The 12,218-nt window shown below is 69.5% G+C and carries 15 protein-coding genes; 7 read left to right on the top strand and 8 right to left on the bottom strand.

Features of this window, described 5'->3' with window-relative positions:
• Positions 1-211: 211 nt before the first annotated feature.
• From FRCN3DRAFT_RS42715 to FRCN3DRAFT_RS0205120, 3 genes are all read right to left on the bottom strand, one after another.
• Positions 212-586 carry a hypothetical protein gene (locus FRCN3DRAFT_RS42715; RefSeq protein ID WP_007513009.1) on the bottom strand — a complete coding sequence of 125 codons (375 nt, stop codon included), beginning with the start codon at positions 584-586 and terminating at the stop codon, positions 212-214.
• 91 nt (positions 587-677) lie between these two features.
• Positions 678-1,934 (bottom strand): amidohydrolase family protein, encoded by a 1,257-nt coding sequence (locus FRCN3DRAFT_RS0205115; protein WP_007513007.1) that lies wholly within the window; start codon positions 1,932-1,934, stop codon positions 678-680.
• Between the two features lie 99 nt (positions 1,935-2,033).
• The gene (locus FRCN3DRAFT_RS0205120; RefSeq protein WP_007513005.1) at positions 2,034-2,783 is read right to left on the bottom strand and encodes a DeoR/GlpR family DNA-binding transcription regulator; all 750 of its coding nucleotides are present in this window, start codon (positions 2,781-2,783) and stop codon (positions 2,034-2,036) included.
• Positions 2,784-2,832: 49 nt separating this feature from the next.
• On the opposite strand from FRCN3DRAFT_RS0205120, the gene FRCN3DRAFT_RS0205125 reads away from it, so the two are divergent.
• Positions 2,833-3,195: a hypothetical protein gene (locus tag FRCN3DRAFT_RS0205125; RefSeq protein WP_007513003.1), complete on the top strand. Its 363-nt coding sequence runs from the start codon at positions 2,833-2,835 to the stop codon at positions 3,193-3,195.
• Between the two features lie 76 nt (positions 3,196-3,271).
• Here FRCN3DRAFT_RS0205125 and FRCN3DRAFT_RS0205130 read toward each other — a convergent pair whose 3' ends face one another.
• On the bottom strand, positions 3,272-3,856 hold the full coding sequence (locus FRCN3DRAFT_RS0205130) for a TetR/AcrR family transcriptional regulator (RefSeq protein WP_007513001.1): 585 nt from the start codon (positions 3,854-3,856) through the stop codon (positions 3,272-3,274).
• Positions 3,857-3,956: 100 nt separating this feature from the next.
• Here FRCN3DRAFT_RS0205130 and FRCN3DRAFT_RS0205135 point away from each other — a divergent pair, with 100 nt between their 5' ends.
• Positions 3,957-5,447, top strand: a complete 1,491-nt coding sequence (locus tag FRCN3DRAFT_RS0205135) for an MDR family MFS transporter (RefSeq protein ID WP_007512999.1) — start codon at positions 3,957-3,959, stop codon at positions 5,445-5,447.
• Positions 5,448-5,634: 187 nt separating this feature from the next.
• Here the strand turns inward: FRCN3DRAFT_RS0205135 and FRCN3DRAFT_RS0205140 are convergent, their stop codons facing one another.
• Positions 5,635-6,234, bottom strand: coding sequence for a TetR/AcrR family transcriptional regulator (locus FRCN3DRAFT_RS0205140; protein WP_007512997.1), 600 nt, complete (start codon positions 6,232-6,234; stop codon positions 5,635-5,637).
• Between FRCN3DRAFT_RS0205140 and FRCN3DRAFT_RS0205145 the strand changes: the two genes are divergently transcribed.
• Genes FRCN3DRAFT_RS0205145 through FRCN3DRAFT_RS0205160 form a run of 4 tightly spaced genes read left to right on the top strand, consistent with a single transcriptional unit; the run spans position 6,233 to position 8,657 of the window.
• Positions 6,233-7,003 (top strand): hypothetical protein, encoded by a 771-nt coding sequence (locus FRCN3DRAFT_RS0205145; RefSeq protein WP_063630140.1) that lies wholly within the window; start codon positions 6,233-6,235, stop codon positions 7,001-7,003. The genes FRCN3DRAFT_RS0205140 and FRCN3DRAFT_RS0205145 overlap by 2 nt on opposite strands.
• Positions 7,000-7,773 carry a hypothetical protein gene (locus FRCN3DRAFT_RS42720; RefSeq protein WP_007512992.1) on the top strand — a complete coding sequence of 258 codons (774 nt, stop codon included), beginning with the start codon at positions 7,000-7,002 and terminating at the stop codon, positions 7,771-7,773. The genes FRCN3DRAFT_RS0205145 and FRCN3DRAFT_RS42720 overlap by 4 nt, the downstream gene beginning before the upstream one ends.
• Entirely contained in the window at positions 7,770-8,360 is a 591-nt protein-coding gene (locus FRCN3DRAFT_RS0205155) for a cytochrome c oxidase subunit 3 (protein WP_007512990.1), read from the top strand. The genes FRCN3DRAFT_RS42720 and FRCN3DRAFT_RS0205155 overlap by 4 nt, the downstream gene beginning before the upstream one ends.
• Positions 8,361-8,363: 3 nt before the next feature.
• Complete coding sequence (locus tag FRCN3DRAFT_RS0205160) at positions 8,364-8,657, top strand: cytochrome C oxidase subunit IV family protein (protein WP_007512988.1); 294 nt, start codon at positions 8,364-8,366, stop codon at positions 8,655-8,657.
• 50 nt (positions 8,658-8,707) lie between these two features.
• Here the strand turns inward: FRCN3DRAFT_RS0205160 and FRCN3DRAFT_RS0205165 are convergent, their stop codons facing one another.
• Positions 8,708-9,298 (bottom strand): TetR/AcrR family transcriptional regulator, encoded by a 591-nt coding sequence (locus tag FRCN3DRAFT_RS0205165; protein WP_007512986.1) that lies wholly within the window; start codon positions 9,296-9,298, stop codon positions 8,708-8,710.
• Between the two features lie 279 nt (positions 9,299-9,577).
• Here FRCN3DRAFT_RS0205165 and FRCN3DRAFT_RS0205170 point away from each other — a divergent pair, with 279 nt between their 5' ends.
• Positions 9,578-10,522 (top strand): alpha/beta hydrolase family protein, encoded by a 945-nt coding sequence (locus FRCN3DRAFT_RS0205170; RefSeq protein WP_007512985.1) that lies wholly within the window; start codon positions 9,578-9,580, stop codon positions 10,520-10,522.
• A gap of 72 nt (positions 10,523-10,594) precedes the next feature.
• Here the strand turns inward: FRCN3DRAFT_RS0205170 and FRCN3DRAFT_RS0205175 are convergent, their stop codons facing one another.
• Positions 10,595-11,134: a hypothetical protein gene (locus FRCN3DRAFT_RS0205175; protein WP_007512983.1), complete on the bottom strand. Its 540-nt coding sequence runs from the start codon at positions 11,132-11,134 to the stop codon at positions 10,595-10,597.
• A gap of 197 nt (positions 11,135-11,331) precedes the next feature.
• Positions 11,332-12,141, bottom strand: coding sequence for a DUF998 domain-containing protein (locus FRCN3DRAFT_RS0205180; RefSeq protein WP_007512981.1), 810 nt, complete (start codon positions 12,139-12,141; stop codon positions 11,332-11,334).
• Positions 12,142-12,218: the final 77 nt, after the last annotated feature.

Raw genomic sequence — 12,218 nt, forward strand, 5'->3', positions numbered from 1 at the left:
GTTGACCAACGCGGCCGGGCCAGGCCCACGCCCGCACCGGAACCCAGACCCGAGCGGGCGTGCAAGCTTTCGCGACCAGGATCGCGGCCGGAGAGAACCCCGGCGTGCTGGTTGGGAGCTGGTCAGAAGTTGGTCGCGAGCCAGGTGGTGGAGATGGCATCGACGGTCGGTCCGGACTCGAGGAGTGAGTGGCCAAGGCCGTCGATCGTGGTCAGCCGACCAGCGCGATCGGGCCCGGCGCGATGTCGAAGCGGGTGCGCAGCTCGTCGAGGACCGCCGGGAACTCGGCCGTCGCCTGGCGGACGAGCGGATCGACGTAGCGCAGCAGCGGATCGGCCTGCGCCGCCTCGAACGCGCCCTCGACGGGCCGGCGGCCGACGAACGGCATGCCGAGGTGGATTCGCCAGGCCGGGACCCCGGTCAGGGGCAGCAGTGCGGCGAACCCCTCGTCGGAGCGTGGCGGATCCATCATGTGCCAGGTGACCACCAGCGGCACCGAAGCCTCGCGGCCGGCCGACGGCGGTAGCGCGGTGAACGGCACGTCGGCCGCCCAGCCGACGATCGGCTCGATTCCGTCGTCAGTCATAGCGGCCCCTTCAGCCGGCTCTCTGAACCTATGGCTCCCTGAACCTAGCGAGGGGCATACACAGTCGCGCGCTCAGCGGCGGGGGCTGGGGTCAGACGGCGGCGTGCTGTTGCCGGTAGAGCTCAGCCCATTCCGCCCGGGGGCGGATCGTGATGTCGACGTCCGCGGCGAGGGCGCGTAGTGCGCCGACCGTGGCCCGCTCCTTCGGCAGCGTGGCGAAGGGGTCCCAGTTGTAGAAGCGCGCCGCGTTCTGCCAGGTCATCTTGTTGATCTCGTCGTCGGTGCAGCCGGCGGTGGTGAACTCCTTCTCCAGCCATTCGGGCGCGTCCGGCCAGATGGCGTCGGAGTGCGGGTAGTCGCATTCCCAGGCGATGATGTCCATGCCGACCTCGTGGCGGGCGGCGACCGCGTGCGGGTCGGTGACGAAGCACGCGAGGGACTGCTCCAGGAAGACCTGGCTGGGCAGTTTGCCGCCGAAGTCGCGGCGCAGCCACTTCTGGTTCGTGTAGTGGCGGTCGCACCGGTCGAGGTAGAACGGCACCCAGCCGATGCCGCCCTCGGCGTAGGAGAACCTCAGGTCGGGGTAGTTGCGATAGGCCGGTCCCCAGAGCAGGTCCTGGGCGGCGAGCGCGGAGATCTGGCAGGCGAGGATCATGGTGTGGTCGCGCGGTGCGCCGGGCGCCAACGTGAGTGAGCGCAGGCCCATGCCGATGTGCAGGACCATGGCCAGGCCGGTCTCGGCCATGGCCGTCCAGATCGGCCTCCAGTAGTCCTCGTCGTGGTAGCTCGGGAGGTTGTCGATGTGCGGCATCTCGGGCATGGCGATGCCGCGGGCGCCCTTCGCGGCGACCCGGCGGACCTCCTTGGCGGCCGCGGCCGGGTCGTAGATCGGGGCGATCGCGAGCGGGATGAACCGGCCGGGGTAGGTGGCGCACCACTCGTCGATGTGCCAGTCGTTGTAGGCCTGGATCACGGCGGTGGTCGTCTCGTCGCGGAACTGGCTGAGGTGGCCTCCGCTGAAGCCGGCGAACGTCGGGAAGCACATCGAGGCCAGTACGCCGTTGCGGTCCATGTCGCGCACGCGGGCGTGGATGTCGTAAGCGCCCGGCCGCATCTCGGCGAACCCCGACGGCTCGCTGTTCCACTCCAGCGGCGGCCACCCGACCACCGCGTTCAGCCCGACGAGCCCGGCCGGCTTGCCCCGGTAGATCCACTGGTTGGCGGTGCCCTGGGTGACGACCCGCGGCGCCGCGTCGGCCCACTTCTTCGGCAGGTAGCGCTCGAACATGTCCGGTGGCTCGATCACGTGGTCGTCCACGCTGACCAGGATCATCTCGTCCTTGTCCACGACGCCCTCCTCCACCAGAATTTTGACTAGGACCAAATCCTAGCTCTGTTGGCGGTGGTCACGGGCGGTTTGCGGACCTTGGGGCGTCCGCGAGACGCGTCAGGGCGCGTGGATGACCGGCACGTCCAGGGCCCGCACCGTCGGGTTGTCCGCGCTCGCGTCCGTGACGACCCCGGCGACCTCCGCCAACGGCAGGACGGTGAACCGGGAGGCCGTGCCGATCTTCTCCGAACTCGCCAGCACGTAGGTGTCGGCGGCCTGGTGCGCCAGGGCGCGCTTCATCGCGGCCTCGTCCGCGTCGCCGGTGGTCAGCCCCGCCTCGGGGTGCACGCCGGTCACGCCCAGCAGGAACAGGTCGGCGTGCAGCCCGCGCGCGGCCTCCACGGCGGCGGCGCCGCACGCGACCATCGAGTGCTTGAACAGCCGACCGCCGATCAGATAGACCTCCACGTCCTGGTGGTCGACCAGCGCGCTCGCCACGGTCGGGCTGTGGGTCACGACGGTGGCCCGCAGGTCGACGGGCAGCGCGCGCGCCACGGCCAACGCGGTCGTGCCGCCGTCGAGGATCGCGGTGCTGCCCGGTTCGATCAGCGCGGCCGCGGCGAGGGCCACCCGCTGCTTGCCGGACACCTCGACGTCCTGGCGGGCGACGTAGTCGGCGATCGCCGGAGAGACGGGCAACGCGCCGCCGTAGACACGTTGGCACAGGCCCGCCGCCGCGAGGTCGCGCAGGTCGCGGCGGATGCTGTCCTCGGACAGGCCGAGCTCGGCGGCGAGGACCTTGGCGACGATCCGGCCGTCAGCGCGCAGGCGCTCGAGGAGAAGGTCGCGACGTTGAGCGGCGAGCATGCACGTTTCTCCTTGTTTTTGCCGACTCTTGCACGATACAGTCGGCGCCATGCTGATTCTTATCGCGGGGCCCTACCGCTCGGGCACCGGCGACGATCCCGATCTGATGGCGCAGAACCTGGCCCGCCTGGAGGAGGCCGCCTGGCCGGTCTTCCGCAGCGGTCACGTCCCGATGATCGGAGAGTGGGTCGCGCTGCCCGTCCTGCGCGGCGCGGGCGGCACCGGCCCGACCGACCCGGTCGCCGAACAGATCATGTATCCCACCGCGGAACGCCTGCTCCAGCATTGCGACGCGGTGCTCCGGCTGCCCGGCACGTCCACCGGCGCCGACCAGGACGTCCAGATCGCCCAGGAGCGGGGCCTGCCGGTCTACCGCCGCGTCGAGGACATCCCCGGCTACCGAGCCGCCTAGACGTAACCAGTGCGGACCCGTCAGCCGCGTGGCAGGTACGGGACCGCCCCGGCGCATGGCGGCGGCGCTCGGGTGTTCAGCTCGAGTCGGCGCCGCACACGAGCGGGAGGAAGATCGTGTCGACGATCTCCTCCAGGGTCTGGTCGGGCACAGCGGTGAGGGTCATGAGGAACTCGTAGCGCAGAAGGTCGAAGGGCAGTGCCTTCAGGCGGCGAGTGAGGTGTTCTGGCTTGATCTCGCCGCGTGCCGCGGCCCGGGTGAACAGGATGTCGATGGAGTTCTCCCGGCCGGCGGCGACGAGTTCACGCAGGTCGGCGGGGCTGGTGCCCGTCTCCTGGTAGTAGCCGGCCAGGTGGACGCTGAGGACCGTGGCGAGCTGAACGCGGGTGGCGTTGATCTCCCGCATGAGGGCGAGGACGTCGCCGCGCAGGCTTCCGGTGTCGGGCATGTCGAGGTGGGCGCGGGTAAGCGCGCGGGTGACCGCTGCCCGGACGAGCTCGTGGCGGTCGGACCAGCGGCGGTAGAGCACGGGGCGGCTGGTACCGGCGCGCTGGACGACGGCGTCCATGGTGAAACTGGCGTAACCGTTCTCCGCCAGCTCGTCCCAGGCCGCCTCCAGCAGCGCCTCCTCCAGCACCGCGCCGCGGCGCCGTTCTGGCATGGTCTCCCTCACTCCACCTTAGAAACACTTGTGTGTCTTGTGTTGGCCCAGCTAGTGTCGGCGCCATTAAGACACAGTCGCGTATCCTAGGTGGCCGCGTGTGAGCACTTCCAGCCAGACCGCCTCCCCGCCCACCTGGACGGATGTGGATGCGGACTGGGTCGATCCCGCCGTGTGGCGGACGGCGTTCACCATCATCGTGGGCACGCTGGCCGTCGTCTTCGACACCACCATCGTCAGCGTCGCGATCAACGACCTCGCCGGCGAGCTTCACGCCTCGCTGTCCACCATCCAGTGGGTCAGCACCGGCTACCTGCTGGCGATGTTCGTCACGATCCCCATCGCCGGCTGGGCCCAGTCGGCGCTCGGCGGCAAGCGGCTGTGGATCCTGGCTCTCGGCGTGTTCTTCGTGGGGTCGATGCTGTGCGCGGCCGCGTGGAACGCGCCCAGCCTGATCGCCTTCCGTGTCCTGCAGGGCATCGGCGGCGGCGTCATGATGCCGCTCATGATCACAATGATCATGCAGGCCGCCGGCGGCCACAACGTCGGCAAGGTGATGGCGACCATCTCGTTGCCCGCCTCGCTCGGCCCCATCCTCGGCCCGGTGCTGGGCGGGATCATCCTGCACCTGGGCGACTGGCGCTGGCTGTTCCTGGTCAACGTCCCCTTCTGCGTCGTCGGCGGCTGGCTCGCGCTGCGAAACCTGCCCGACGACCGCCCGGCGCCCGGCAGCCGCACCCGCCTCGACGTCGTCGGCCTGCTCCTGCTCTCCCCCGGCGCCGCCGCCATCATCTATGGCCTGTCCCAGGTCGAGGGCAGCGCCGGCTTCGCCAGCGTCGAGGTCCTGCTGCCGCTGCTCGCCGGCCTAGCGCTCGTCGGCGGCTTCGTCGCCTGGGCCCTACCTCGCGCCGGGGAGGCCCTGGTCAATCTGCGGTTGTTCCGTCACCGCGCCCTGGCGTCCTCGGCCACCGTCGGCTTCCTGCTCGGCGCCACCCTCTACGGCGCGCTGTTCCTGCTGCCCCTGTACTGGCAGCAGGTCCGCGGCGAGGACGCCCTGGGCGCCGGCCTCCTGCTCATCCCGCAGGGCATCGGCGCGCTGTTCTCCCGCAGGCTGGCTGGCAAGTACACCGACCGCTATGGGCCTCGCTGGGTCGGCCTGGCCGGATTCGCCGCCGTCGCCATCGGCACCGTGCCCTTCGCCTTCGTCACCGCCGACACCAGCACGGTGCTGCTGCTGGCGGCGCTGCTCGTGCGCGGCGCCGGAGTCGGCGTCGCCACCATCCCCCTCACCGGCGCCGCCTACGTCGGCCTGGGCCACGCCGAGATCCCGCACGCCAGCATCGTCATCCGCGTCACCCAGCAGCTCGGCGGCTCCATGGGCGTCGCCGTCCTCGCCGTCGTCCTCCAGCACGCCACCGCCGGCGCCCACACCCAGTCCGCCCTCGCCGGCGCCTTTGGCGACGCCTTCTGGTGGTCCGTCGCCTTCACCGCGGCCGCGGTCCCGGTCTGTCTCCTTCTTCCCGGCCGCGCCCAGGCGCCCGCCATCCCCAACCCGGCAGAGGCAGAGGCCGAGCCCGCCGTCCTGGTCTAGACACACAGCCCCACGGCCACGGTCAGCTCCCGGCGTAGGGCCAGCTGCTGGTCCGGTGGACGCCGGCGGACAGGCTGAGCGGGTCACACAACGGCGAACGGGCGGCTCGGCGGCTCGGCGGCTCGGCGGCTCGGCGGCTCGGCGGCTCGGCGGCTCGGCGAGGATGATCGAACGCTGACCGTCTGGCTCAGTCGCGCAGGTCGAGCAGGCGGCACGCGTAGTGGTAGACCCGCTCACGCAGGATCTCCGGGTCGAGTGCCGCGAGCGCGGGCTGGCCGACGGCGGTGATGGCGGCGGCGAGCATCGCGGCGGGAATGCTCCAGTCGTTCTCGCTGTCGTCGTCGACGAGCAGGGCGAACATGCGCCGGGTGAGGCCGCTGAACGGCTCGTGCCTCGCGAGGACCCGCATCATCGCGGGGTCGCCCTGCCAGGCCCGGACCTGGGCACGGTTGCGCACGGAGAAGTCGACCAGCTGATGCAGCAGGGCCCGGCGCGCCTCGACGCGGCCCGGCGCCGCTTCGGCGTCCTCGACGGCCGCTTCGAGGGTGACCAGCTCGTGGTCGGCGGTCGCGATGACGATCTCGTCCTTGGTCTTGAACTGGTGATAGACCGCCGCCTTGGTGACGCCCATCGCGTCGGCGATCATCTGCAGCGAAGTTCCGGCCACGCCGTATTCAGCGAAGAGCCCGAGCGCGGCGGTGATCACGCGCACCTGGGCCGGGGTGTGCCGGATCTCGGCCAGGCGGGTACCCAGGCGGGACTGCGTCGTCAAAGCCACGGACGACATGATAGCCGATCGGCTAGACACTCGACTAGCCGATCGGCTATCCTCGCCGCTCATGCGACGAACAGCCGGCGAGACGATCATCTTCTGGACATTACCCGCGGTGGCGATTATCTGGATCGCCGCATTCTTCCTCTTCCCCGGCTTCCTACCGCCGATGTCTCCGCGAGCCTCGGCCTCGGAGGTGGCGGCCTTCTACCATGACCACACCGCCCGCGTCCGCTACAGCATGATCCTTCTCAATTGGTTCTGCGTGGCACTGATTCCGATGCTGATGCTGATCGTGGAGCGGATGCGCGGTATGGCTCACCGCACCCCGGTCCTGCGCTACTGCATGATCGGCTGCGCGGGGGCCGCCCCCATAACGTTCCTGACCGCGACCGTCTTCTGGCTGTTGGCGGCGTTCCGGCCGGATCGCTCGCCCGACCTGACGATGCTTTTCAACGACCTCGGATGGGTCACCTTCACGTGCGGTGTTCCCTTTCTCGTCGCGCAGAGCATTTTCCTGGCACTCGCGATCTGTCTCGATGAGCAGGACGAGCCGGTGTTCCCGCGGTGGGTCGCGTACTTCAACGTCCTCATCGCGGTCGCGATCGTGCCGGCCGGGTTCGCGGGGCTCGCGCGCAGCGGGGTGATTGCCTGGGACGGGTTCCTGTCATTCTGGGTCAAGAACGTCGCGATCGCGCTCTGGATCGTCGTGATGTCCGCCGTTCTGGGACAGTCGCTGCGGCACGACCGCGCCGCCGCCCCGGCTGCTCCGGCCGCCACATGAAGCGGCCCGCCTGGCGCGGCGACCCGAAGCGCGAGCTCTGGCTCATGTGGTACGCGACCCTCATCTTCTACAACCTGTACACGGTCGTCTTCTTCGTGCTCACCCGCACCCAGCCCCCGGCGCCGCCGTGGTCGGACGACCACCAGGTGACCAACTGGTTCGCGCACCGCCATGAGGGTCTGCTCGTCGGGTTCTCCCTGGTGTTCGTCCTGGGCGGCCTCTCGGCGACGTCCATCGCGCTGATCACGTACTCGATCCGTCGGATGTCCGTCAGCCGCGCCTTCGCGTACTCCTATCTGATCCTGTACGGGGTCAGCGCGGTCCCCGGCTTCCTGTTCATCTGCGTGGCGATGACGGTCGGCGCCATGCGGCCCGACCGGGATCCGGCGATACAGCACTGGCTCTACGACTTCGGATTCCTGTCGTTCTCCGGCACCATGGGCGTCTTCCTCGTCGGCTCGCTGATCTGGATGGCGGCGATCCTCCTCGACAAGAACCGCGTCCTGCCGAGGTGGTTCGGCTACCTGAACCTGTGCAACGCCCTCACCGAGGTCGTCGTCGCGCCGTCCTGGATATTCTCCCGCGGCGCCTTGTCCTGGAACGGCACCATCGCCTGGTGGATCAACGTGGCCGTCTTCGGCATGTACACCGGCGCCTTCATCACCTTGCTGCGCAATATGATCATCCGCGAGGACTTCGGTACCGGGCCATTACCCGACCTCCCACCGAGGAAACGGCGCACGCAGGCCGTCGCGGAGGTGACGTCGTGACGAGCACGCAGGCAGTGGCCGCACCGGAGACGCAGCCATCGGGACGAGTTCCCGGTGAACCGGGCATGTGGTTCTTCGTGCTGTTCGAGTCCCTCGTCTTCACTTCGTACTTCGGGGTCTATCTCTACCACCGCGCGCAGCACGAGGTCGCATTTCTGCAGGCCCAGTCGCACCTCGACCTCTGGCTCGGAGTCCTCGGCACCATTGCCCTGCTGACGAGCTCGTGGTCGGTGGCTCGCTGCGTCCAGACGGCGCGCGCCGGGCGCTACCGGCTCGCGCTGCGGGACGCGGTCCTCACCGCGGGCTTCGGCGTCGCCTTCCTAACCCTGAAGATCGTCGAATGGTTCCATCAGGTCGACCTGGGAAACACGTTCACCAGCGGCGACTTCTTCGAGTACTACTTCTTCCTCACTGCGATCCACTGCGTCCACCTACTGATCGGCTTTGTCGCCCTCGGCGTCATCGTCTATCAGCTCTCAAGCCCGAGACGACGCTCCCAGGAGATCGTCGAGACCTGCGCCACGTACTGGCACACCGTCGACTTTCTCTGGGTTCTGATCTTCGCCCTGCTCTACGTCGCGAGGTGATCCGTGGGAACCGCATTCAACAAAAGACTTTTCGCCGTCTGGCTCGTCCTGTCAGCCATCACGGTGATCTATCTCTGGATCGACCACTCGGCCGACGACCACGGCACACCGACCGCGAGCACCGTCGTCACCGTCAGCGCGATCGCCCTCGCACTGGCCAAGGTCAGGATCATCATGCGGGAGTTCATGGAGGTACGGCACGCGCCTGGGCTGCTCCGCCGCCTCACCGATCTCTGGGTCGTGCTCATGGCCGCCGCCCTGCTCGGCATGTACTTCGTGGGGAAAGCGGCCACCTAGCATCGCGGCAGCGCGTGACGGCAGGCCATATCAGCCGCCGGACCGGTGGGTCACTGTGGTCGGCGTAGACCCGCGACGAGGATCTTGACCAGTCGGCGGGCGTCGTAGCGGGGGTTGGCGCCGGCGCCTATGCAGATACCGCCGACGCCGCGCATGAGCTCGTAGGCGTCCTGGTCGGAGCGGATCTCGCCGGAGTTGGCCGCGGCGTCGAGCAGTTGGGTGCACACGGGCACGAGCCGGTCGAGGAAGTAGGAGTGCAGGGGGTCGAAACAGGGGTCGTCGGACTGCAGCACGGAGGCGAGTCCTTGTTTGGTGACCACGAAGTCGACGAAGAGATCGATCCAGCGCCCGAGCGCTGCGTACGGAGTCGCGCTGGTCGCCAGCAGGGCGGGGCCGGCCTCGGCGAGGGCCTCGACCTGGTGCCGGTAGACGGCGACGATGAGATCCGCCCGCGTCGGGAAGTGGCGGTAGATCGTCGCCGTCCCGACCCCGGCCCTGGCCGCGATGTCACGTATCGGCGCTTCCACCCCCGCCGCGACGAAGATCGCGGCGGCCGCGTCGAGCAGGGTCTCCTTGTTACGTCGTGCGTCCGCCCGTTTGGGTCGGACCGCGGGTCCCATGTCTCGATCGCTGTCGCTCACCGCGCACCTCCCTCCGGTCGCCGCCGAGCTTCCTCCGGTCGCCGCCGAGCTTGCTAAACGGGACAACGTCCCATATCGTCAAGCGGGACGGCGTCCCACTTCTCCATGGTGCCAGATCAGCAACCCGACGACCAGGCAGGCATGGTCACCACGCGGCGCCGCCGATCGACCGGACGGCGGCGCGAACGTGCCGGGCCGCTCTGGGGAGACCGCGCGAGCCGACGCGTCGCACCAATGCCGCGACGCCAGCCGCGAATCAGCCGAAAGGAAGGCCCCTCCATGACCGAATCTGCCCTGGCGACCACCGACATGGCCACCGGTGGATCCACTCCAGTCGTCTCGGTGAAGCCGGTGGTGCTGTCAGCGCCGGGCCGCGGCGCGGACCTGCGTGTGCGGGTCTCCGCGCCCGTGACCGGGCGCGAGCTGCCTGTCGTCGTCTTCTCCCATGGCTTTGGCTCGTCGTTGGACGGCTACGGCCCGCTGGCCGACTTCTGGGCCGCCAACGGTTTCGTGGTCATTCAGCCAACCCATCTCGACTCCAGAACGCTGGATGTTCCTCCCGACGATCCCCGGACGCCACGGATCTGGCGTTTCCGAGTCGAGGACGTGAAACGCGTGCTCGATCATCTGGATCTCCTGGAAGCGGCCGTTCCCGGCCTCGGCGGCCGCGTCGACCGAAGCCGCGTCGCCGCGGCCGGGCACTCCTTCGGCGGCCAGACCGCGGCCAACCTGCTGGGCCTGCGAGTCCTCGACCCGGAGAGCGGGAAGGGCGAGGACCTGTCCGACTCACGGATCAAGGCGGGCGTGCTGTTCGCGACCGCGGGACAGGGCGGAGCCGACCTGACGCCGTTCGCGGTCGAGAACTTCCCGTTCCTGAACCCGAGCTTCACGGACATGATCACGCCCGCCCTCGTGGTCGCGGGAGACCAGGACCACTCGCCGCTGACGCTTCGGGGGCCGGACTGGATGACCGACCCGTACTTCCTCAGCCCCGGCGACAAGAGCCTGCTCACCCTCTTCGGGGCGGAACACTCGCTTGGCGGCATCCCCGGCTACGAGGCCAAGGAGACGACGGACGAGAGCCCCGAACGAGTCGCCCTGATCCAGCGGATCACCTGGGCCTATCTCCGTCATGCCCTCGACATCGAGGAATCCAGCTGGCTGGCGGCGCAGAAGGCCCTGTCGGAGAACGACCATCCACTAGGCCGCCTCGAATCCAAATGAAAACCAGAGAAGCGTGGTCGGTCTCTGATTGACCCGGCGGTCATGGACAGCCTCCGATGGACCTGCTCGGCGTCAGTGGAGGAGCACTCGCAGCAGGATCAGGGCGACGCCGAACACCCCGGCGACGAGCCCGTACGCCAGGGACGCCCAGGTACCGCGTCCGCTGTGCCGGCCGGCGATCTCCCCCCACAGCACCAGCGCGGCCACGCCGGTCCACATCCCGGCGAGCGCCGCCGTCTGGACGGACGCCCCAGCCGCCGCGGCCAGCAGCACCGCGACCAGCGGGAAGAACGACGCCGTCACCAGAGACCATTCATGGACCATCGTCTCGGCCAGGCGATGCAGGCCGGCCCGGCGGCTCACGCTCGGCGGTGAGCCGAGGAAGTCGGCATACACGTGGGCGAGCCAGTACACGAGCACGCTGACCAGCTCGGCGTAGATCAGATCACGCAGCTCCGTCTGGCGCTCGGACTCCACCGCCAGCACCGAGTCGGCGAGAACCGTTCCGTAGATCGAACCGACCGGGTTGCGGGCGAGCGCGAGCATGCCCGCCCGCCAGCCACGGCGGGACACGACCGGATGGTCGAGGCGGTCGTAGACGTCCACGCCCATGAGGTCTACCCGATGGGTACCCGCGCGGCTCGCCGCGCAGGGCCGATCCGCGACCTGGAGCCCGACCGGCGACCTCGGGCCGGGTGTGTCCGAACGTCCGAACCCGGCGGCCGGGAAGGCCGCCGGGTGGGAGACGTGGCCTCCTGTACCGGCTACCGGTACGGAGGGCGGTTCGTCGGGCAACGTCGGCACCGGCCTCAGGCGGTGTGGCCGGCGTGCGACGCCGCCGCGACGTGCGCGACCTCCACCGCGGGGACGCTGTCCGCCGTTTCGGAGACCGACCGGCGCGACGCCGAGACGGCCACGACCACGGGCCAGCCGAACACCAGCAGCGTGAACACCCGCTGGAACAGGCCGTAGTAGGCGTTGCCGATCTCACCGATGAACACCGCCGCGACGGTCAGCAGGCAGTAGATCGCGACGAACCGGGTCGGGACCGCCAGGTGCGCCCGGCCCGAGTCCCGGCGCAGCGCGCGGGCCAACAGGAACAGCGCCACGATCAGCCCGAGGAACAGCGCCATCGAGACGTACTGGTGCACCCAGAAGTGGGTGGACGCCAACGGCGCGTCGTCGTAGTCGATGCAGCTCGACAGCCGCTCCGAGCAGTCCTGCCGGGCCAGGCCCGCAACGGCCATGCCGGCGCCGGTGAGCGTCACCAGCACCGCGGCGGCGCGGCCGGCCTTGCCGCGGCCGACCCGCCGCCAGAGCAGGACCCCGGTGCAGACCAGGCCGACGGCCTGGGCCAGGAATCCGGCGATCATCAGCCAGGCATAGTCGGCATTGGTCGCCGCGAGCGCGCTGACGCCCTCACGGACCGGGTTGTAGCCGGGGTTCAGCAGGCCGACGACGATCGCGTCGACGACGAAGGTCCCGACAGCCAACGCGCCGATCCGGGCGAGCAGCGGCCACCGGTGGGCGTCGGCCGGGGCAGCCGCGCCGCCTCGGCCGGCGGTCGGGGCGGTGGTCCCGTCGGTGGTCCGGGTGGTGGCCCCGTGGGAATGCGACATCGTCTCTTCCTTTCTGGATGATTCCGGAGAACCGTGGTTGCGAAGAACCAGACGGTTCCGGCGAACACCTAGAAAGA

The organism is Pseudofrankia saprophytica (assembly GCF_000235425.2).
In the GTDB taxonomy this organism is placed as follows: Bacteria; Actinomycetota; Actinomycetes; order Frankiales; family Frankiaceae; genus Pseudofrankia; species Pseudofrankia saprophytica.

What these genes read in the sequence shown, in the direction of transcription:
- FRCN3DRAFT_RS42715 (WP_007513009.1), bottom strand. Translation starts at nt 586, where the DNA reads ATGACTGACGACGGAATCGAGCCGATCGTCGGCTGGGCGGCCGACGTG.
- FRCN3DRAFT_RS0205120 (WP_007513005.1), bottom strand. Translation starts at nt 2,783, where the DNA reads ATGCTCGCCGCTCAACGTCGCGACCTTCTCCTCGAGCGCCTGCGCGCT.
- FRCN3DRAFT_RS0205125 (WP_007513003.1), top strand. Translation starts at nt 2,833, where the DNA reads ATGCTGATTCTTATCGCGGGGCCCTACCGCTCGGGCACCGGCGACGAT.
- FRCN3DRAFT_RS0205130 (WP_007513001.1), bottom strand. Translation starts at nt 3,856, where the DNA reads ATGCCAGAACGGCGCCGCGGCGCGGTGCTGGAGGAGGCGCTGCTGGAG.
- FRCN3DRAFT_RS0205145 (WP_063630140.1), top strand. Translation starts at nt 6,233, where the DNA reads ATGATAGCCGATCGGCTAGACACTCGACTAGCCGATCGGCTATCCTCG.
- FRCN3DRAFT_RS0205140 (WP_007512997.1), bottom strand. Translation starts at nt 6,234, where the DNA reads ATGTCGTCCGTGGCTTTGACGACGCAGTCCCGCCTGGGTACCCGCCTG.
- FRCN3DRAFT_RS42720 (WP_007512992.1), top strand. Translation starts at nt 7,000, where the DNA reads ATGAAGCGGCCCGCCTGGCGCGGCGACCCGAAGCGCGAGCTCTGGCTC.
- FRCN3DRAFT_RS0205170 (WP_007512985.1), top strand. Translation starts at nt 9,578, where the DNA reads ATGACCGAATCTGCCCTGGCGACCACCGACATGGCCACCGGTGGATCC.
- FRCN3DRAFT_RS0205175 (WP_007512983.1), bottom strand. Translation starts at nt 11,134, where the DNA reads ATGGGCGTGGACGTCTACGACCGCCTCGACCATCCGGTCGTGTCCCGC.
- FRCN3DRAFT_RS0205180 (WP_007512981.1), bottom strand. Translation starts at nt 12,141, where the DNA reads ATGTCGCATTCCCACGGGGCCACCACCCGGACCACCGACGGGACCACC.